16 protein-coding genes are annotated in these 20,180 nt (G+C 66.9%); 4 read left to right on the top strand and 12 right to left on the bottom strand.

The genetic code is table 11. The features are described from left to right. Positions 1-28: 28 nt before the first annotated feature. From ADE01S_RS24305 to ADE01S_RS24275, 7 genes are all read right to left on the bottom strand, one after another. Positions 29-844, bottom strand: coding sequence for an MlaA family lipoprotein (locus ADE01S_RS24305; protein WP_062684357.1), 816 nt, complete (start codon positions 842-844; stop codon positions 29-31). Positions 845-923: 79 nt separating this feature from the next. Further along, positions 924-1,421 carry an outer membrane lipid asymmetry maintenance protein MlaD gene (mlaD, locus tag ADE01S_RS24300; RefSeq protein WP_062684312.1) on the bottom strand — a complete coding sequence of 166 codons (498 nt, stop codon included), beginning with the start codon at positions 1,419-1,421 and terminating at the stop codon, positions 924-926. Between the two features lie 12 nt (positions 1,422-1,433). After that, positions 1,434-2,222 carry a lipid asymmetry maintenance ABC transporter permease subunit MlaE gene (gene mlaE / locus ADE01S_RS24295; RefSeq protein WP_062684311.1) on the bottom strand — a complete coding sequence of 263 codons (789 nt, stop codon included), beginning with the start codon at positions 2,220-2,222 and terminating at the stop codon, positions 1,434-1,436. Beyond that, a complete protein-coding gene (locus tag ADE01S_RS24290; protein WP_062684310.1) occupies positions 2,219-3,055 on the bottom strand; it encodes an ABC transporter ATP-binding protein in 837 nt (278 codons plus the stop codon). Before ADE01S_RS24290 ends, mlaE begins: the two co-directional genes overlap by 4 nt. A gap of 243 nt (positions 3,056-3,298) precedes the next feature. Further along, positions 3,299-4,360 (bottom strand): NAD(P)H-dependent flavin oxidoreductase, encoded by a 1,062-nt coding sequence (locus ADE01S_RS24285; protein WP_062684309.1) that lies wholly within the window; start codon positions 4,358-4,360, stop codon positions 3,299-3,301. Positions 4,361-4,378: 18 nt separating this feature from the next. Beyond that, entirely contained in the window at positions 4,379-5,356 is a 978-nt protein-coding gene (locus ADE01S_RS24280; protein ID WP_062684308.1) for a Bug family tripartite tricarboxylate transporter substrate binding protein, read from the bottom strand. 15 nt (positions 5,357-5,371) lie between these two features. Beyond that, a complete protein-coding gene (locus ADE01S_RS24275; RefSeq protein ID WP_062684307.1) occupies positions 5,372-6,616 on the bottom strand; it encodes a YbfB/YjiJ family MFS transporter in 1,245 nt (414 codons plus the stop codon). A 65-nt stretch (positions 6,617-6,681) separates the two neighbouring features. Here ADE01S_RS24275 and ADE01S_RS24270 point away from each other — a divergent pair, with 65 nt between their 5' ends. Next, positions 6,682-7,554, top strand: coding sequence for a LysR family transcriptional regulator (locus tag ADE01S_RS24270; RefSeq protein WP_062684306.1), 873 nt, complete (start codon positions 6,682-6,684; stop codon positions 7,552-7,554). Between the two features lie 37 nt (positions 7,555-7,591). On the opposite strand, the gene ADE01S_RS24265 is transcribed toward ADE01S_RS24270, so the two are convergent. The 4 genes from ADE01S_RS24265 to ADE01S_RS24250 form a co-directional block, all read right to left on the bottom strand. Continuing rightward, a complete protein-coding gene (locus tag ADE01S_RS24265; RefSeq protein ID WP_062684305.1) occupies positions 7,592-8,230 on the bottom strand; it encodes an OmpW/AlkL family protein in 639 nt (212 codons plus the stop codon). A gap of 193 nt (positions 8,231-8,423) precedes the next feature. Next, on the bottom strand, positions 8,424-9,890 hold the full coding sequence (locus ADE01S_RS24260) for a glutamate synthase subunit beta (RefSeq protein WP_062684304.1): 1,467 nt from the start codon (positions 9,888-9,890) through the stop codon (positions 8,424-8,426). A gap of 8 nt (positions 9,891-9,898) precedes the next feature. Then, positions 9,899-14,638 carry a glutamate synthase-related protein gene (locus ADE01S_RS24255; protein WP_062684303.1) on the bottom strand — a complete coding sequence of 1,580 codons (4,740 nt, stop codon included), beginning with the start codon at positions 14,636-14,638 and terminating at the stop codon, positions 9,899-9,901. 408 nt (positions 14,639-15,046) lie between these two features. After that, a complete protein-coding gene (locus tag ADE01S_RS24250) occupies positions 15,047-15,787 on the bottom strand; it encodes a hypothetical protein (RefSeq protein WP_062684302.1) in 741 nt (246 codons plus the stop codon). 233 nt (positions 15,788-16,020) lie between these two features. Between ADE01S_RS24250 and fghA the strand changes: the two genes are divergently transcribed. The 3 genes from fghA to rpoH all read left to right on the top strand — a co-directional run bounded on the left by fghA (position 16,021) and on the right by rpoH (position 18,817). Beyond that, positions 16,021-16,887 (top strand): S-formylglutathione hydrolase, encoded by an 867-nt coding sequence (fghA, locus tag ADE01S_RS24245; RefSeq protein WP_062684301.1) that lies wholly within the window; start codon positions 16,021-16,023, stop codon positions 16,885-16,887. Positions 16,888-16,947: 60 nt separating this feature from the next. Continuing rightward, positions 16,948-17,637, top strand: coding sequence for a hypothetical protein (locus ADE01S_RS24240; protein ID WP_062684300.1), 690 nt, complete (start codon positions 16,948-16,950; stop codon positions 17,635-17,637). A gap of 295 nt (positions 17,638-17,932) precedes the next feature. Further along, positions 17,933-18,817, top strand: a complete 885-nt coding sequence (rpoH, locus tag ADE01S_RS24235; RefSeq protein WP_062684299.1) for an RNA polymerase sigma factor RpoH — start codon at positions 17,933-17,935, stop codon at positions 18,815-18,817. A gap of 326 nt (positions 18,818-19,143) precedes the next feature. Here rpoH and ADE01S_RS24230 read toward each other — a convergent pair whose 3' ends face one another. Continuing rightward, a complete protein-coding gene (locus tag ADE01S_RS24230) occupies positions 19,144-20,136 on the bottom strand; it encodes an IS110 family RNA-guided transposase (RefSeq protein WP_062684298.1) in 993 nt (330 codons plus the stop codon). Between the last annotated feature and the right edge of the window lie 44 nt (positions 20,137-20,180).

Here is a 20,180-nt window from a genome sequence, read left to right as displayed (position 1 = left end):
ACTGGTAGCGGCGGCGCGAGGCCACCGCTTACTTGGCTGTGGGTTGCGGCGCGGGCGAAGCGGCGGGGGCGGCAGGCGCGGCGGGCGCCGGGGTGTCGTCCCCTTCGTCTTCGTAGTTGGGCAGGGAGGATTCGTCATCCACCTTCTGGCCCAGCACCATGGCGGCACGGCGCTGCAGGTAGGCGTCGCGGACGAAGCTGTACGGATCGAGCGCCACTCGGTCGACCGTGTCGGTGGCGTCCAGCAGGCTGGCGCGCGTGTCGACGATGCGCAGGCCCCACAGCGAATTGCGCAGGGGCACGTTGTCGATCGCGTCCACGCCCATGTAGCCGTAGGTCGTGCCGGCGTAGTCGCCGATCAGGCCGGCGCCGTCGCGCACGGAGGAGGAGCCGAAGAACGGCAGCACCAGGTACGGGCCCTGGCCGAAGCCCCAGACGCCCAGCGTGGTGCCGAAGTCGTTCGGGATCCGGCGCGCGCCGTTGGCCGAGGCGACGTCGAAGCAGCCGCCCACGCCCATGGTGGTGTTGAACAGGAAGCGGCCGAGCGTGTTGACGAAGTCGTGGCCGCGGCCCTGCAGGAAGCTGTTGGTGCCCGACCAGAGGTCGCCGACGTTGCTGAAGATGTTGTGCACACAGCTGCGCACCGGCTCCGGCGTGACGAAGGTGTACGCCTGCGCCACGGGCTTGAAGACGGCGCGGTCGACCGTGTCGTTGAACTTGTAGATGCCTCGATTGAAGCCTTCCCAGGGATCGCGGGGATCCGGGTTCTGCGGCGCGGCGCAGCCTGCCAGCAGCGCGCCAGCCGCTGCGACAGTGGCAATCCGGGAAATCGCTTTCTTATTCATGATCAAGGCATCCCTATCCATATTTCTTATGATATTGCGTACGCAGGACGCGGCTGTTACCGCGTCTCTCGCATGGTCTTCAATTCGGCGTCTTCGCTTCGGGTTCCGACGAGTTCGAGCCTTGCTTTTCCGCCGACCCATACAGGAACTGGCTGATCAGCTGTTCAAGGACGACGGCGCTCTGCGTGTAGCGGATCTTTCCGCCGTCGGCGAAGTTCTCTTCGTCGCTGCCCGCGGTCAGGCCCAGGTACTGTTCGCCCAGCAGGCCGGACGTCAGGATGGACGCCGAGGTGTCCTTGGGGAACTGATAGGCCGTTTCCAGTTTGACCGACACGATCGCCTGGAAGGTCTTGTCGTCGAACGAAATGCCGTCGACCCGGCCCACCACGACCCCGGCGCTCTTGACGGGCGCGCGCACTTTGAGGCCGCCTACGTTATCGAAGTTGGCCGTCACCGTATAGGTCGGGGCGAAAGAAAAAGTGCTCAAGTTGCCGGCGCGCAACGCCAGGAATGCCAGCGCGACCGCGCCCAGCAATACGAACAGCCCTACCCAGAAGTCGGTTTTTTCGCGTGACATGATCGATCCGTATCAATTTCCAAACATCAGGGCGGTGAGCAGGAAGTCCAGCCCTAGTACCGCCAGGGAGCCCACCACGACGGTGCGCGTAGTGGCGCGGGCAACGCCTTCGGGAGTGGGCTTGGCCTGCCAGCCTTCGTAAAGCGCGACCAGCGTGACCGAGACGCCGAACACCAGGCTCTTGATGACGCCGTTGGCCACGTCCTTCCAGACGTCCACGCCGTTCTGCATTTGCGACCAGAAGGCGCCGGCATCCACGCCGATCATGACCACGCCCACCACCCAGCCGCCCAGGATGCCCACCATGGAGAACACCGCCGCCAGGATGGGCATGGCGATGACGCCGCCCCACAGGCGCGGCACCAGCACGCGCCGTATCGGGTCCACGGCCATGACTTCCATGGCCGCGAGTTGTTCGCCGGCCTTCATGAGGCCGATTTCCGCCGTGAGCGAGGTGCCGGCGCGGCCCGCGAACAGCAGCGCGGTCACGACCGGGCCCAGTTCGCGCACCAGCGACAAGGCGACCAGCAGGCCCAGGGCCTCCTCGGAACCGTAGCGGTTGAGCGTGTAGTAGCCCTGCAATCCCAGCACGAAGCCCACGAACATGCCGGACACCGCGATGATCAGCAAGGAGTAGTTGCCGATGAAGTGGACCTGCTGCGAGACGAGGCGGGGGCGCGACAGGGCGATGCCGCTGCGCGCCAGCATGGCGCCGAAGAAGCGGGTGAAATAGCCGAGGCCCGAGACCTGGGCGCGCACCCAGCCGCCCAGCGAGCCGATAGGGTTGCGGGATCCGCTCATGCCTTGCGCCCCTTCTGTTGCGAAAGCCACTTCTGGAAAGCCGGCGTTTCGGGATACTGGAAGGCGACGGGGCCGTCGGGCTCTCCCTTGAGGAATTGCTGCACGTAGGGGTCTTGCGAGGCCGACAGCGTTTCCGGCGTGCCGGCGGCGGCGAGCTTGCCCTGTCCCACCAGGTAGACCCGGTCGGCGATGGAGAACGATTCCTGTACGTCGTGCGTGATCAGCACCGAGGCGCAGCCCAGGCGGTCGGCCAGGCTGCGGATCAGGCGGGCGGTGATGCCCAGCGAAATGGGGTCCAGCCCGGCGAACGGCTCGTCGTACAGGATGAGTTCGGGTTCCAGCACCACGGCGCGGGCCAGCGCCACGCGCCGGGCCATGCCGCCCGAGATTTCAGAGACCTTCAGGTGCGCGGCGGCGCGCAGGCCCACGGCGTCGAGCTTGTCCAGCACGCGCTCGGTCACTTCCGCTTCTTCCAGCCGGGTGTGCTCGCGCAGCGGGAAGGCCACGTTTTCGAAGACGTTCAGGTCGGTGAAGAGCGCGCCCTGCTGGAACAGCACGCCCATGCGCGTGCGCAGCGACTGCAGTTCGGCCGGCGTGACGTGCGCCATGTCCTGGCCGAAGGCCTGCACGCGGCCCTGCTGCGCGGTGAGTTGGCCGGTGGCCGCCCGCAGCAGGGTGGTCTTGCCCGAGCCGGAGCCGCCCATGATGGCGACCACCTGCCCGGCGCGCACGTCCATGGAGATATCGCGCAGCACGGTGAAATCGCCGTAGCCGAGCGCCACGCCTTCGAGGCGCAGGGCGAATTCCGGGGTGCTGCTTGTTTGAGCGGGCATGGGCAACGAAAGGGTGTTTCGGCGGCGGAGCTTGCCCTGCTGTCTCGTCGACGCGTCTGGCGGTATGGGGGCCGGCGCGCACAAGACAGGCGGCGTCGGGAAGCGCCCTGTTACTCATATGCCGGGGACAAAGCGGGGCCTTGGCTCCCAGCGGCGAGGCGCCATTGTAGCCCGACGCTTTGTAATGACAACGCGATAGGCCGCCCGTGGAACAGTGTTTTCGGTCCTGGGAACAATCTTCGCTCAGCGGCGCGCCTGCGCCGCCGCCGTTTCCCGGGCCAGCCGCCGGACCAGATCCGAGGTGGTTTCGCGCCGCGCCAGGGGCGCGCCCTGGCCCGCCCAGAGCGACAGCACGTGGATGTTGCCAGCCTTGCCGCCGGCGGTCCGCATGGGCCGCGTCAGGGCGTTCTGCAGGGGATAGGGCAGGATATCCGCCGCGATGGCGTCGGCGTCGCGCATGAAGGCGTTCTCGATGCCGCGGGCCGGGCGGCCGGAAAAGGCCCGCGTCAGGCGCGATTGCTCCGAGCGCGAGGCGGGCAGGACCGCCTTGTACGCCTCGTTGATACCAGACTCTTCCGTGGTCAGGAAGGCCGTCCCCATTTGTGCCAGGTCGGCCCCCAGGGCCAGGGCGGCGGCGATGCCGCGGCCGTCCATGATGCCGCCCGAGGCGATCACCGGCACGGACACGGCGTCCGCCACCTGCGGCACCAGCGCCATGGTGCCGATCAGCGATTCCTCGAAACCGCCCAGGAACGTGCCCCGGTGTCCGCCGGCCTCGGCGCCCTGGGCAACCACGGCGTCCACGCCGTCCTGCTCCAGCGCGACCGCCTCGCGCACCGTGGTCGCGGTGCCCACGGTCAGGATGCCCTGCTCGCGGCAGCGCGCCAGCGCGGCGGCGGGCATGCGGCCGAAGGTGAAGCTGAAAACGGCGGGGCGCGCCCGCAGCACCGCCTCGATCTGTCCCTCCAGAGGATCCGGCTGGGGACCGGGTTCGGCGGGCGCGGGCAGGCCCAGTTGCTCGTGATAGCGCGCCATCAGCGCCAGCATCCGGCCGGCGTCGCCGCGCATGGGCTCCTCCGGCACGGAGGCGAAAAGATTGATGGCGAAGGGGCGGTCGGTGCGCGCGCGGATCGCTTGCGCCGCCGCCTCGATCTGTTCGGGGCTCAGGTAGGCCGCCCCGAGCGAACCCAGGGTTCCCGCCTTCGATGCCTCGGAGACCAGTTCCACCGTCGTGGCGCCGCCAGCCATGGGGGCCTGGACGATGGGGTGGGCCAGCTTGAGCAGTTCAATCAGACGGGAAGCCATGGGTTTACTCCTGGAAGGTTATTGAAGCTGGATGTTCCCAGCCTTGATGACGTGGGCCCACTTCTCGGTTTCGCTCTTGATGAAGGCGCCGAATTCCTCGGGCGTGCCGCCGCCGGCCTGGCTGCCGGTGTCCGCGATCGCCTTCTGCACGTCCGGTTCCTTCAAAATGCGGTTGAACTCGGCGTTGAGTTTGGCGATGATGGGCGCCGGGGTGCCGGCCGGGGCCACGATGCCCTGCCAGTTGTACGACTCGAAGCCCGTCAGGCCCGATTCGGCCATGGTCGGCACGTCGGGCAGCACGTCCAGGCGCTTGGCCGACGTCACCGCGATCGGGTGGATTTTCTTGCCCTGGATGGCCGGGAGCGCGGAATAGCCCATTTCGAACATCATCGAGATATGGCCGCCCATGAGGTCGGTCGCGGCCAGGCTGCCACCCTTGTACGGCACGTGGACGATGTCGATCTTGGCCTGCTCGCGGAACATTTCGCCGGAAAGATGGTGGGCGCCGCCCACGCCGGACGAGCCGAACGACAGCTTGCCGGGCTGCTTCTTGGCCAGCGCGATCAGGTCCGCCAGCGTCTTCACGGGCAGTTCGTTGTTCACGCTCAGCACCAGCGGGCTGTTTTCGATCAGGATGATGGGCGCCAGGTCCTTTTGCGGATCGTAGGGCATGTCCTTCATCAGCGAGGGATTGACCGCCATGGGCGCGAGGTTGCCCGTGCCGATGGTGTAGCCGTCCGGCGCGGCGCGCGCGATCAGGTTGGTGCCGACCACGCCGCCCGCGCCCGCCTTGTTCTCGACCACGATGGGCTGGCCCAGCGAGTCGCCCAGCTTGCGCGCCAGCAGGCGCACGCGGGTATCGGCGAAGCCGCCCGGCGCGTAGGGCACGATCATGGTGATGGGCTTGGCCGGCCAGTCGGCGGACTGGGCCTGGGCGGCGCCGCTGAAAGCGGCAACGGCCGCCAGGGCGGCAATCAGGGGGCGTAACGGTTTCATCCAGATGACTCCTGGTTAGTTATGGTTCTGGTGCGCGCGGCCCCGCGGGCTGCTCGCGATCGCATTATGCCCAGCGCCATTGCCATCTGTCGTGATCTTTCCCAAACGCCATGCGGACAACGCCAGCAGTGCGGCGCTCGCCGCCAGCGCTTGCGGCAGGCCGGCGCCCCAGCGCGCTGCCCAGGACGCCAGCAGCGGCCCCAGGATCTGGCCGGCGGCGAAGGCCGCCGTCATCAGGGCGGCGGCGCGCGGCGCCGCCGCGCCCGCCGCCCGCCTGGCCGCCAGCATGCCGGCTTGCGTGATCACCATGAAGGTGCCGCCCACCAGCACGGCGGCCAGGATCACGGCGGCAATGTGGTGCCACACGGCGACGGCCAGCATCCCCAGCGCCATCGAGGCCTGGGCGGCGCGCCAGATCTGCACGCTGTCGCCGCCCCGCGCCAGCCGCGGCACCAGCAGGCAGGACACCGCGGCCGCCAGGCCGAACAGCGGCCAGGCCCAGCCGAAGATGGCCGGGTCGGGAATGATGTCCTTGGCCATCGCGGGCAGGAAGGTGGCGGGGATGATGTAGCCCACGCCGAAAGCGCCATAGTGCAGCGCCAGTCCGGGGATAACCCGCGGCAGCCGGGCGGGGGGCGCCGCGCTTGCCGCCCGCGCAGGGGCTGGCGCCGCCTGGCGACGCAGTCCCGGCCAGGCGGCCGCGGACAACGCCAGCGCCAGGCCGCCCAGGACCATCCAGACCGTGTCGGCGCGCGCGTCCCACGCCGCCAGCGCCAGACAGGCCAGCCCCGTCAGCGCAATGCCCGCGCCGACGCCGGCGTAGGTCACGGCGGATGCGCCGGCTTCGCGGGGATCGCCCGCCGGCACCGCCCGCCACGCCGCCACGCAGATGAAGGCGCTGGCGCTGGCGTAGCCGGCGGCCAGCCGCAGGGCGCACCACATCGCCAACCCGTGCCCGAGCGGCATGGCAAGGGTGAACAGGGCAACCGCCAGCAGGCTTGCCGCCAGCATGCCGCGCAGACGGCGGATGGGCCAGGCCACGGCGGCCAGCGCGCCCAGGAGGTAGCCCGCGTAGTTCGCCGAGGCCAGCCAGCCGCCCTGGGACAGCGACAGGCCGGTTTCCTGCGCCATCAATGGCCAGACAGGCGTGAATGCAAACCGGCCTATCCCCATGGCCGCCGCCAAGGCCAGCGCCGCCGGCACTGCCTGGGCGGTGGCGCTGCGGGAGTGGGACGCGGAAGGGTAAATGGGCGTTGACATGGCTCCCACTCTACGACTGTACTAATATCTTTAATAGCGAATTATTAAGAACTTGGGTTCTTGAAATGAGAAACTTGGATCTCGACGCGTTGCAAATCTTCAAGGCGGTCGCCGACCAGGGCGGCGTGGCGCGCGCCGCGGCGCACCTGAACCGCGTGCAGTCGAACGTGTCGACGCGCCTGAAGCAGCTGGAAGCCTCGCTGAACGCGCCGCTGTTCCGGCGGCAGAATCGCCGACTGGTACTGTCGGACCAGGGGCGCGTGCTGCTGTCCTATGCGGACCGCCTGCTGCGGTTGGCCGACGAGGCCCAGGCCGCCGTGCGCGACGGCTCCCCGCAGGGCGTGCTGCGCATCGGCACGATGGAGAGCACGGCGGCGGCGCGCCTGCCTCCTATTCTGGCGGCCTATCACGCGGCCTGGCCGCAGGTGCGGATCGAGCTGGTGACCGGCACGTCGGCGGCGCTGGCGGCCAAGGTGCGCAACTACGAGATCGAGGCGGCTTTCGTGGCGCAGCCCTTTCCGGGCGAAGGCCTGGCGACGATGGATGCGTTCAAGGAGGAATTGGCGCTGATCTCGCCGCTGGCCTGGGATCCGATCCGCAGTCCGCAGGATCTGCGCGACCGCAGCGTGATTGCGTTCGCATCGGGATGCTCGTACCGGCGCATCCTGGAATCATGGTTGAGCCAGGAAGGCATGGCGCCAGGCAAGATAATGGAATTCGCCTCGTATCACGCCATCGTCGCCTGCGTGGCGGCAGGGTCGGGCGTGGCGATCGTGCCGCGCTCGGTGCTGGCGGTGCTGGGGGCGGAGCACGCGGTGCGCGTCGGCGCCCTGTCCGGCTCGCATGGCCTGGCCCAGACCCAGCTGGTCTGGCGCGCGGACGACGACACGCCGGCATTGCAGGCCCTGCGGCACAAGCTGGAGGCGCCGCAAGGCTGACAGCGGCGCGCCGACGCGCCGCCTTTGCGTCTTCGCTTTAGAAGCGGTAACCGACGCCGATCGTCGCGACCCACGGATCGATGCGCGCGGTGCCAATGTGCTGGCCGTCCAGCTTCACCTTGGAGCGGATGTCGATGTAGCGGATGTCGGCGTTCATGAACCAGCGCTCGTTGATCTTGAAGTCCGCGCCCAGTTGCGCCGCAACGCCCCAGGAATCGCCCAGCTTCAGGTTCGAACCCTTCAGCGCGCCTTCGGCCTTGGTGTCGAAGAAGTGCGTGTAGTTGATGCCGACGCCGATGTAGGGCTGGATCATGCTGTCCGGCAGGATGTGCCATTGCAGGCTCAGCGTCGGGGGCAGTTGCTTGGTGGAGCCGATCTTGCCCAGGCCGCTGCCGCTGACGTCATGCTGGAAGGGCCAGGCGCCCAGCAGTTCGATGCCGATGTTGCGCGTGGCCATGTAGGTCAGGGTGAAGCTGGGGCGCACATTATTGTTCACATCGAGCCCGACGCTGCCATTGAGCACGGTGCCGTTGTTGGACGAGGGACGGACCTGCGTCACGCCGACCTTGAACAGCACGTCACCCGCTTCGTGGGCGTGCGCGGGGGCGGCAAGCGTGCCGGCGGCGATCAGGCCGGCGATGGCGGTGGCGCGGATATGCCCGTTCAGCGAAAACATTTCTCTTCTCCGATCTTTCCATGGGTTGAGCTGACAGGTTCTCAGACCTGCCGTGGACCCCGATTGATATGTGTCAAATCGTGAAAAGACCGCAATGAAAAAGTGGTTATGTCACAACATTCGCGCCCGGCCCAAATAAAAAAAGCCGCCGGCGCATAGGCGCGCGGCGGCGTTTCGGGGGTGTTGCGGGCGATCAGCGCGGCAGCTCGCTGCTTCCCATCAGGTAGGCGTCGACGGCGCGCGCGCACTGGCGGCCTTCGCGGATGGCCCAGACCACCAGGGACTGGCCGCGGCGCATGTCGCCGGCGGTGAAGACCTTTTCCACGCTGGTGCGGTAGTCGTCGGTGTTGGCGCGCACGTTGCCGCGCGCGTCGCGGTCCACGCCAAAGGCGTCGAGCACGGTCTGCACGGGCGACACGAAGCCCATGGCCAGCAGCACCACGTCGGCCTTGATCTCGAACTCCGAGCCTTCGACCTCACGCATCTTCATCTGGCCGGTGGCTTCGTCCTTGAACCATTCGACGCGGGCGCCGACCAGCTTTTCCACCTTGCCGTTGCTGCCCTTGAGCAGCTTGGTGGTCACGGACCAGTCGCGATCGCAGCCTTCCTCGTGCGAGGACGAGGTGCGCATCTTTAGCGGCCAGTACGGCCAGGTCATGCTCTTGTTTTCGCTTTCGGGCGGCTGGGGCATCAGTTCGAACTGCGTGACCGAGGCCGCGCCGTGGCGGTTGCTGGTGCCCACGCAGTCGGAACCCGTGTCGCCGCCGCCGATCACCACCACGTGCTTGCCCTTGGCGAGCGTCTGGTTGGTGAGGCGGTCGCCGGCCACGGCCTTGTTCTGCTGGCGCAGGAAGTCCATGGCGAAGTAGACGCCCGACAGCTCGCGTCCAGGCACCGGCAGGTCGCGCGGCGTTTCCGAGCCGCCGCTCATGACGACGGCGTCGAACTCGGCCAGCAGCGAATCCGGCGTGCGCACGGTGAGGCCATCGGCCACGGGGTCGCTGGGATTGCCGATGTAGGTCGAGGGCGCGAATTCCACGCCTTCGGCTTCCATCTGCGAGATGCGGCGGTCGATCTGGTGCTTTTCCAGCTTGAAGTCGGGGATGCCGTAGCGCAGCAGGCCGCCGATGCGATCGCTCTTTTCGAATAGCGTCACCGAGTGGCCGGCGCGCGCCAGCTGCTGCGCGCACGCCATGCCGGCGGGGCCGGAGCCCACTACCGCGACCTTCTTGCCGGTCTTGCGCGCCGGCACTTGCGGCGCGACCCAGCCTTCGGCCCAGCCCTTGTCGATGATGGCGTGCTCGATGGACTTGATGCCCACGGCGTCGCTGTTGATGTTCAAGGTACAGGCGGCTTCGCACGGCGCCGGGCAGATGCGGCCCGTGAACTCCGGGAAGTTGTTGGTGGAGTGCAGCACTTCCAGCGCGCGCTTCCAGTCCTGCTTGTAGACCAGGTCATTCCAGTCCGGAATGATGTTGTTGACGGGGCAGCCGTTGTTGCAGAACGGGATGCCGCAGTCCATGCAGCGCGCCGCCTGCTGCTTGGCCTGCTCGTCGTTCAGGTGCAGCACGAACTCGCGCCAGTTCTTCAGGCGCTTCTGCGGGGCCTCGGAGGCCTCCTGCAGGCGCTGATATTCCATGAATCCGGTGATCTTTCCCATGATTTCCCTCACGCAGCCAGTTGTTGCGGGTTGGCTGCACGCCACATTTCACCCAATGCGCGGCGGTAGTCCGTCGGCATGATCTTTACGAATTTGCCGCGCGAGGCTTCCCAGTCGCCCAGGATTTCGCGGGCGCGGAAGCTGCCGGTGTAGCGGAAGTGGTCTTCCACGAGGCGGCGCAGGATCGTTTCGTCCGTTTCGCGTTCGCCGCCGCGCTGCGCGCTGTGCCAGGTGTCCATGCCGTTCTGCGCGAGCTGTTCGGCGTGCGAGGACACGGGTTCCAGTTCGACCATGGACAGGTTGGCGCGATGCTTGAGCGTGCGTTCCGGATCCCACACGTAGGCCACGCCGCCGGACATGCCGGCCGCGAAGTTGCGGCCGGTGGCGCCCAGCACCACGACGGTGCCGCCGGTCATGTATTCGCAGCCGTGGTCGCCCGTGCCTTCCACCACCGTGGCGGCGCCCGAGTTGCGGACCGCGAAGCGTTCGCCGGCCACGCCGTTGAAGAAGGCCTCTCCGGCCAGCGCGCCGTACAGCACGGTGTTGCCGGCAATGATGTGGTCGGGGCCGAAGCCGCGGAAGTCGTTGGGCGAGCGCACGATGATGCGGCCGCCCGACAGGCCCTTGCCGACGTAGTCGTTGCCTTCGCCCACCAGGTCCATGGTGATGCCATGGGCCAGGAACGCGCCGAAGCTCTGGCCGGCGGTGCCGTTGCACTGGATGTGGATGGTGTCGTCCGGCAGGCCGTCATGGCCGTAGCGCGAAGCGACCGCGCCCGACAGCATGGCGCCGATGGTGCGGTTGCGGTTGCGCACCGGCACGATGAACGAGACCTTCTCGCCGCGTTCCAGCGCGGGCTTGCTGCGTTCGATCAACTGGTGGTCGAGCGCGCCGGCCAGGCCGTGATCCTGTTCTTCGGTCTGGCGCACGTCGGCGTCGGACTGGGTTTGATGGAACACGCGGGCGAAGTCCAGGCCCTGGGCCTTCCAGTGCTCCACGCCCGAACGCATGTCCAGCAGGTCGGCGCGGCCGATCAGGTCGTCGAACTTGCGGATGCCCAGCTGGGCCATGATTTCGCGGACTTCCTCGGCGATGAAGAAGAAGAAGTTCACGACGTGCTCGGGCTTGCCCTGGAATTTCTGGCGCAGGACGGGGTCCTGCGTGGCCACGCCCACCGGGCAGGTGTTCAGGTGGCACTTGCGCATCATGATGCAGCCTTCCACGACCAGCGGCGCGGTGGCGAAGCCGAACTCGTCGGCGCCCAGCAGCGCGCCGATGACGACGTCGCGGCCGGTCTTCATCTGGCCGTCTGCCTGCACGCGGATGCGGCTGCGCAGGCGGTTGAGCACCAGCGTCTGCTGCGTCTCGGCCAGGCCCAGTTCCCAGGGCGTGCCGACGTGCTTGATGGAGGACACCGGCGAGGCGCCCGTGCCGCCGTCATGGCCGGCGATCACGACGTGGTCGGCCTTGGCCTTGGCCACGCCCGCGGCCACCGTGCCCACGCCCACTTCGGACACGAGCTTGACCGACACCGAGGCCTTGGCGTTCACGTTCTTCAGGTCGTGGATCAGCTGGGCCAGGTCTTCGATCGAGTAGATGTCGTGGTGCGGCGGGGGCGAGATCAGGCCCACGCCCGGCACCGAGTAGCGCAGCTTGGCGATGTAGTCCGACACCTTGTGCCCGGGCAGCTGGCCGCCTTCGCCGGGCTTGGCACCCTGCGCCATCTTGATCTGGATCTGGTCGGCGGACGACAGGTATTCGGCGGTCACGCCGAAACGGCCCGAGGCCACCTGCTTGATCTTCGAGCGCAGCGAATCGCCCTTCTTCAGCTGGACGTCCGCTTCGATGCGGTCGGAACCCAGCACCGAGGCCAGCGTGTCGCCGTCCTTGATGGTGCTCTTGCCTTCGCGCATTTCGGTGCGGTAGCGCAGCTCGTCCTCGCCGCCTTCGCCGGTGTTGGACTTGCCGCCGATGCGGTTCATGGCCACGGCCAGCACCGAGTGCGCCTCGGTGGAGATCGAGCCCAGCGACATGGCGCCGGTGGCGAAGCGCTTGACGATTTCCTTGGCGGGTTCGACGTCGTCCAGCGGGATGGCGCGCGACGGATCGAAGCGGAACTCGAACAGGCCGCGCAGGGTCATGTGACGGCGGCTCTGGTCATTGATGATCTGCGCGTACTCCTTGTACGTGCGGTAGTTGTTGGCGCGCGAGGCGTGCTGCAGCTTGGCGATGGAATCCGGCGTCCACATGTGCTCTTCGCCGCGCACGCGGTAGGCGTATTCGCCGCCGGCGTCCAGGTCGTTGGCCAGGACCGGGTCCGTGCCGAAGGCGGCGCGATGCTGGCGCAGCGCTTCCTCGGCCACCTGGAAGATGCCGATGCCTTCGATGTTGGACGAGGTGCCGGTGAAGTACTTGTTCACCAGGGCGCTTTGCAGGCCCACGGCTTCGAAGATCTGCGCGCCGGTGTAGGACATGTACGTGGAAATGCCCATCTTGGACATGACCTTGTTCAGGCCCTTGCCGATCGCCTTGATGAAGTTCTTGACCGCCTTTTCGGGGTCATTCATCTTGCCCAGCGATTCCAGCGCCAGGTAGGGGTGGATGGCTTCGGCGCCGTAGCCGCCCAAGAGCGCGAAGTGGTGCACTTCGCGCGCCGAGCCGGTTTCCACGACCAGGCCGGTGTTGGTGCGCAGGCCGGCGCGGATCAGGTGCTGGTGGACGGCGGACGTCGCCAGCAGGGCCGGGATGGCCACGCGCTCGCTGTCGACCAGGCGGTCCGACACGATCAGGATGTTGTAGCCGCTGCGCACCGCGTCGACGGCGCGCGCGCACAGCGCGGCCACGCGGGCTTCGATGCCCTCGGGGCCCCAGGCGGCGGGATAGGTGATGTCCAGTTCGAAGCTGCGGAACTTCTTGCCCGTGACCTGCTCGATGTCGCGGATCTGCGCCATGGCGGCGAAGTCCAGCACCGGCTGCGACACTTCCAGGCGCAGCGGCGGATTGACGTTATTGATGTCCAGCAGGTTCGGCTTGGGGCCGATGAACGACACCAGCGACATCACGAGCTGTTCGCGGATGGGGTCGATCGGCGGGTTCGTGACTTGCGCGAACAGCTGGCGGAAGTAGTTGTAGAACGGCTTGGCGCGGTCGGACAGCACGGCCAGCGGGGCGTCGTTGCCCATCGAGCCGATCACTTCCTCGCCGCTTGCCGCCATGGGTTCGAGGATGAACTTGTAGTCTTCCTGGGTCCAGCCGAACGCCTGCTGGCGATCCAGCAGCGACACGGACGATTGCGTGGCCACGGCGGCCTGGCGCGGGGCCGGCAGCGATTCCAGCTTGATCTGCAGGCGCTCGATCCACTGGCGGTACGGGCGGCTGTTGGCCAGCTGCAGCTTGATCTCGGCGTCGTCGATGATGCGGCCCTGTTCCAGGTCGATCAGGAACATCTTGCCCGGCTGCAGGCGCCACTTCTTGACGATGCGGTTTTCGGGGATGGACAGCGTGCCGGCTTCGGAGGCCAGGATGACCATGTCGTCATCGGTGACCAGGTAGCGGGCCGGGCGCAGCCCGTTGCGGTCCAGCGTGGCGCCGATCTGGCGGCCGTCGGTGAACGCGACCGCGGCGGGGCCGTCCCACGGCTCCATCATGGCGGCGTGGTACTCGTAGAAGGCGCGGCGGCTTTCGTCCATCTGCGTATGCTGTTCCCAGGCTTCCGGGATCATCATCATCATGGCGTGGGCCAGCGAGTAGCCCGAGTTCACCAGCAGTTCCAGGCAGTTGTCGAACGTGGCGGTGTCGGACTGGCCTTCGTAAACGATGGGGTACAGCTTCTTCAGGTCGTCGCCCAGCACGGCCGACTGCATCATGCCTTCGCGGGCGCGCAGCCAGTTGAAGTTGCCCTTGACCGTGTTGATCTCGCCGTTGTGGGCGATCATGCGGTACGGGTGGGCCAGCGGCCAGGCGGGGAAGGTGTTGGTCGAGAAGCGCTGGTGCACCAGCGCCAGGGCCGACACGGTGCGCGGATCGGCCAGGTCGCGGTAGTAGCGGCCGACCTGGTCGGCCAGCAGCAGGCCCTTGTAGACCACGGTGCGCACCGAGGCCGAGGGCACGAAATACTCCTTGCCGTGCGCCAGGTGCATGTTCTGGATGGCGTGGCTGGCGGTCTTGCGGATCACGTACAGCTTGCGCTCCAGCGCGTCCGGCACCATCACGTCGGCGCCGCGGCCGATGAACAGCTGGCGGATCACGGGTTCGCAGGCGCGCACGGCGGGCGACATCGGCATGTCGACGTCCACCGGCACGTTGCGCCAGCCCAGCACCACCTGGCCTTCGGCGCGCACGGAGCGCTCCAGCTCCTGTTCGCAGGCCAGGCGCGAGGCGGTTTCCTTGGGCAGGAACACCATGGCCACGCCGTACTCGCCGGGCGGCGGCAGGATGATGCCTTGCTGGCTCAGCTCGTCGCGATAGAGCGTGTCGGGGATCTGGATCAGGATGCCGGCGCCGTCGCCCATCAGCTTGTCTGCGCCGACCGCGCCACGGTGGTCCAGGTTCTCCAGGATCTTCAGGCCCTGCTGGATGATGGCGTGGCTTTTCTTGCCCTTGATGTGCGCGACGAAGCCGACGCCGCAGGCGTCATGTTCGTTCTTGGGGTGGTACAGGCCCTGGGCCGACGGCAGGCCGATGCGGCTGGCATCGATGGGGGTCGCCTCGGGCGGGGGACAGGATTCGATCTGGGTGTTTTGGGGCATGGCGCGCTCCGCAGTGGGCCTGCGTCGTAATGTTGCAGTGCAGGAGACGGACAATACCCCCGGAGGCAGTAGGGTGCAACAGGAATAAATGGGGTTTGTCCCTATATTTATGAATATCTGTTCATAGGTGATTTATAAGGGGACGTATCAATGGCCGCGCTGCCAGGGCTTCGGCAAGGGGCGGTGCACCGAGGCGGTGCGTCGGAAGCCCTGAGTCCCCTATTTTCGAGTTTATGTGTCCCCTATTTTTAAGGGCGGGCCGCCGCCAGCGCCGAGCGGCGGTCGGGTGTTGCGGGAATGCCTATGCTGCGGCCCGCAAGAATGGCTCGGGCGCATGCGAACGCAAACGCGCCAGGCGCGCATGGCGCGCCTGGCGACGAGGGAGGCGGCGTGCCGGCGGCGCCGGACTCAGGTGTTGGGGGTCGAGGAAGGCTCGGCGTCGGCCGGCGCGGGGGCTGCCGGCTTCTTGCGGGGACGGCCGCGCTGGCCCGGGGCCACTCGCCGACTGGCGGTGTGGGCCAGGCTGGCGATGAAGCTGGGGCCGCCCAGCGCCCATTGGCCGGAAACGGCCTGGTCGATGCGCTGGCTTTCCTCGCGCGACAGGCCGTCCTGCAGCCGCTTGCGGTAATTGGCCTGGCGGTCGAACGGGGTGTTGCCGCAAGCCCAGTAATCGGCGTGGTCGGATTGCCATTGCGCCGGGGCCGCGGTGGTGTTGCCGGTATGGCTGGCGGCCGAGGACCACGGCCACGAATCCGGATCCTGGGAGGCGCCGCTGCGCACGGGGTAGGTTTCCAGCCAGACCAGGGCGGGCAGCACCCAGGCGCCCGGTTCCAGCAGGGCGGACCGGTAGCGGCCGGCGAAGACCCGGCCGCCGCGCAGTCGCGCCGCCAGGTTGCGGCCCAGCGTCTGCATCAGGCGCGGCAGGCCTTCCTCGTCCGCCGGCGTGGCCAGCAGCAGGATGCGGTCGTTGGCCAGCAGCCAGCCGTGGACCGAGACGCGGTGGCGCTGGGCGGACTCGCCCAGCCAGGTGGCCAGCTGGTTCAGGATATCGGCCGGCGCGGGTTGCGACGGCGCCGCCAGCGGCTGGATGAAGTTGGCCTGCACCAATTGGGGCAGCCCTGGGGCGTACAGACGGGGCAGACGGGCCATAGTGTCAGGACTTGCGTATCCGGAAGAACGGTTTGTCTTCGCTCACGGTATATAAATAGTGCCACGGTAGGCGCTGGTCAAGTCCCGTGATCACGATCTGGGCAAGGAATCGCATTTTTTTTCGTCGTCCGTACCCGATAACGCGCAGGTTAACATTCGGCGACGGAACGTCGTACCGTGGATATACCCTAACCCACCGGCGTTTTTTTTGACCCCTACGACTGGAGAATACGATGGCCGTGGCCCTGGAACTCATTTCGCAGCACCGCTGCTTCGGCGGCTGGCAGCGCTACTATCGCCACGAGTCCGCGGAGATCGGCCTGCCCATGCGGTTTTCGGTCTACGTGCCGCCGCAGGCCGAACAGGGCCCGGTGCCCGTACTGTTCTACCTGGCGGGGCTGACCTGCACGGAAGAAACCTTCATGATCAAGGCGGGCGCCCAGCGCCTGGCCGCTGAGCTCGGCGTCATGCTGGTCGCCCCGGACACCAGCCCCCGCGGCGCCAACGCGCCCAACGAGGACGAAAGCTGGGACCTGGGCACCGGCGCCGGCTTCTACGTGGACGCCACGACTTCCGATTGGCGCGCCCACTACCGCATGTACAGCTACGTGACCGAGGAGCTGCACGGCATCGTCACGGGCGAGGACCTGCCGGGCGATGCGTCGCGCACGGGCATCTTCGGCCATTCCATGGGCGGCCATGGCGCGCTGGTGCTGGCGCTGCGCAATCCGGGCAAGTTCCGTTCGGTCTCGGCGTTCGCGCCGATCGCCGCGCCCAGCCTGTGCCCCTGGGGCAAGAAAGCTTTCACGGCCTATTTGGGCGGCAACGAGCAGGACTGGGCCGCCTACGATGCGTCGGCGCTGATGCGCCTTGCCCAGCGCCCGTTCCCCGGCGGCATCCTGATCGATCAGGGGGAATCGGACCAGTTCCTGGCGGAGCAGTTGTATCCCGAGGTATTCGAGGCCGCCTGCGCCGAAGCCGGGCAGCCGCTGACCCTGCGCCGCCACGGCGGCTACGACCACGGTTACTACTTCATCTCGACCTTCATCGAGGATCACATCCGGTTTCACGTCGAGCGGCTTGGAAAACCGGCGGCCTGAGGCCGCTTCTATACTGGCGGGCCGCCGCCCGCGGCGTGTTCTCAACAAGGAACGCCTGACTTGATCAACGGAATCGCTCCCTTCGTCTGGATACTGCTGGGCGCCGTCGTCGTCCTCCTGCCGGGCATCGTCATGCTGCTGGGCAGGGGCGGTCCGCGCGACGAGCGGGGCCGCAAGATGTTCCAGTTCCGGCCGGTGCGGCGCCTGTTCGGGCTGATGCTGGTGCTGCTGGGATGCGTGTCGGGGCTGCTCGCCTTGTCGCTGGTGCAGTTCTTCCGCCTGACGACCGACGAGCCCGTCGCCCGGATCGAGGTCCGCCAGCAGGCCGAGGGCCAGTTCCAGGTCGAGGCCAGCGCGCCGGGCACCGGGACCCGCCAGTACGTGCTCTACGGGGACCAATGGCAGATCGACGCGCGGGTCGTGCGCTGGAAGGTGCCGGCGCTGATGGCGGGCGTGCCGCCCCTGTACCGCCTGGAGCGGCTGTCCGGGCGCTATAGCGACGCGGCCCGCGAGGCATCCGCCACGCGCTCGGTCCATGCCCTGGACGATTGGCCCGCGCCGGACCTGGGTTCCCTGAAAAAGAATTTCCCGAACTGGTTTCCCTTTGTCGACGTCCAATTTGGCAGCGGCGCCTACATGCCCTTGTTCGACGGCGCCCGCTACCAGGTCTTCCTGGACCCTCGCGGCGCCCTGTTCATCCGTCCGGACGGCGAGGCTACGGCCGAGGGGTTGAAGCGCCTGGGCTGGTAGAAAAGCCCCCACGCCGCGCCCGCTGCGCGGGCTTGCTGCCCCCCGGGGGGGCTGCGCCGCCTTGGGGCGGCCCGGCGGCGGCGCGGGCCGTTGCTGTGGAGGGTTGGTGCGACGCGGGTTGGGTCCCTACGCTGCGCGTGCTCCCCGTCGGATGGGCTAGTCGGAAAAATAAACGGGGACGTAATATTCGCAAGGAAACTTTGACGCGCCGCAATAGTCGAATTAGCACTCCCAATACTAGAGTGCTAACATCGAATCCATGTCGTTACCCCTTCGCCTTCCGGAGACCCCCGCTATGAAGCAACCCAGTACCTCGTTGGCCACTTCCGGCAACGCCCTGGCGTTGGCCATTGCCAATCCGGGCGCACTTGGCACGATCGACGCATACATCTCCGCGGTGAACCGCCTGCCGGTGCTGTCGGCGGAACGTGAAACCGAGCTTGGCCGCCGCCTGCGCGACCAGGAAGACCTGGGCGCCGCGCGCGAGCTGATCCTGTCGCACCTGCGGCTGGTCGTATCGGTGGCCCGCCAGTACCTGGGCTACGGTTTGCCCCACGCCGACCTCATCCAGGAAGGCAATGTCGGCCTGATGAAGGCCGTCAAGCGTTTCGATCCGGAGCGCGGCGTGCGCCTGGTGTCGTTCGCCGTCCACTGGATCAAGGCGGAAATCCACGAGTACATCATCCGCAACTGGCGCCTGGTGAAAGTGGCAACCACCAAGGCCCAGCGCAAGCTGTTCTTCAATCTGCGCAGCATGCGCCCGGACGGCCAGACCCTGGATCCCGAGCAGGTCGAGCACATCGCGCGCGAACTGAACGTGCGCCGCGAAGACGTGAGCGAAATGGAAGTCCGCCTGTCGGGCCGCGACATGTCGCTGGAAAACCAGGATGACGACGATGATAGCTACGCGCCCATCGCCTACCTGTCCGACGACGGCCGCCAGGAACCGACGCGGGTGCTGGAACGCGCCGCGCGCGACCAGCTGCAAGGCAGCGGCCTGAGCGATGCGCTGGAAGCGCTGGATCCCCGTTCGCGCCGCATCGTGGAAGCCCGCTGGCTGCAGGATGACGGCGGCGCCACGCTGCATGAACTGGCGCAGGAGTTCGGCGTGTCGGCCGAGCGCATCCGCCAGATCGAGGCTGCCGCGCTCAAGAAGATGCGGGGCAATCTCGCGGCCTGATACGCCGCGCCGACCATACCAAGGGCCGCTTTCGCGGCCCTTGGTCTTTCTGGCGCGCCTGGAAAGCAGGCTTTGCATAATTTGATACAAATTCGCGGAGGATTTTTGCACCGCGCCAGAAACTTAATGCGGTTCGCCCCGCCTAACTTCATGTAGACCGCGAACTTCGGTTGGCCGTCTTGTCGTCCGTCTCGGCTTCTCCTCTTTCCCCTCCCCTATGAGACGGATGTTTGCGGGGCACCATGCATATCGGTGCCCCGTTTTTTATGCCCCCACGCTGCGCACGCTTTGCGTGCTTGCTGCCCCCCGAGCAACTGTGTTCAAGGTCAAGCAGGATTTGTGTGCATGGCCTCGTTCCAGTGTTGGCCTGATCGTTCCATGGCGTTCAGGATGCGCAGCAGCTTGTGGGCGCAAGCCACCAAGGCGACTTTCTTGGGTTTACCGGCGGCAACTAGCCGTTGATAGAAGGCCTGAAGCACGGGGTTGTAACGAACCGCGCTGAGCATAGCCATGTGCAAGGTGCAACGTACAAGGCTGCGCCCGCCCCAAATTTGCCGTCGCCCTCTCATCTTGCCGGAGTCTTGGTTCAAGGGCGCCACCCCGGCCAGCTTGGCCACGCGAGCAGCGCTGACGTGGCCAAGTTCTGGCATGAACGCCAGCATCGTGGCGCATGTCGTCACCCCGATGCCTTTGATCGACTCCAGGCGCTTACGCTGCTGCGAGAAGTGGCTATCCAAGTGGTCATCGATTTCCTTATCCAGACGCTTGATCTGCCGATCCAGAGTACGGATGACATCTTCGATGCTGCTTCGCAACACCCGCACCGCTCCAGCCAAGCGGTTCTTCTCAGCCGTGCGCATGTTCAGTAGCTGGGCGCGTCGAGTGACCAGTGCCTGCAACGCTTCGATATGTGGCGGCGGTGGGGCAAACCGGATCCCTGCCTGGTCCGCTTTGGCCGCCAGCGTTTGAGCGTAATGTGCTAGTGCACACGCATCGATCTGGTCGGTCTTGGCCAAGTGACCCATGCTACGAGCAAACTCACGCGCCGCACGCGGGTTGACCACTGCCACAGCGACCCCTCGCTCCAGCAGAAAACCGGCCAAGGCCCGCTCATGGCCGCCCGTGGCCTCCAACACTACCAAGCCTATGTTGTGCTCAGCCAACGCGCTGAATAACGCTTGGGCGCCGGCCGAGTCGTTGGGGCAACTGGTCGTTTGACTAGAGCCGTGTACCGCCCAGACGAACTCGTCTTTGGCTACGTCCACGCCAACAAACCACGTGACGTGACCTTCTGATGGATAAGTGCAAGCGTTTGTCATATCCCTTCCTTGCAACATACGAAATCTGCTTCGGGTAACTGTTC

The organism is Achromobacter denitrificans NBRC 15125 (genome assembly GCF_001571365.1).
Taxonomy (GTDB): domain Bacteria; phylum Pseudomonadota; class Gammaproteobacteria; order Burkholderiales; family Burkholderiaceae_B; genus Achromobacter; species Achromobacter denitrificans.
This window is presented reverse-complemented; position numbering and strand designations above follow the sequence as displayed.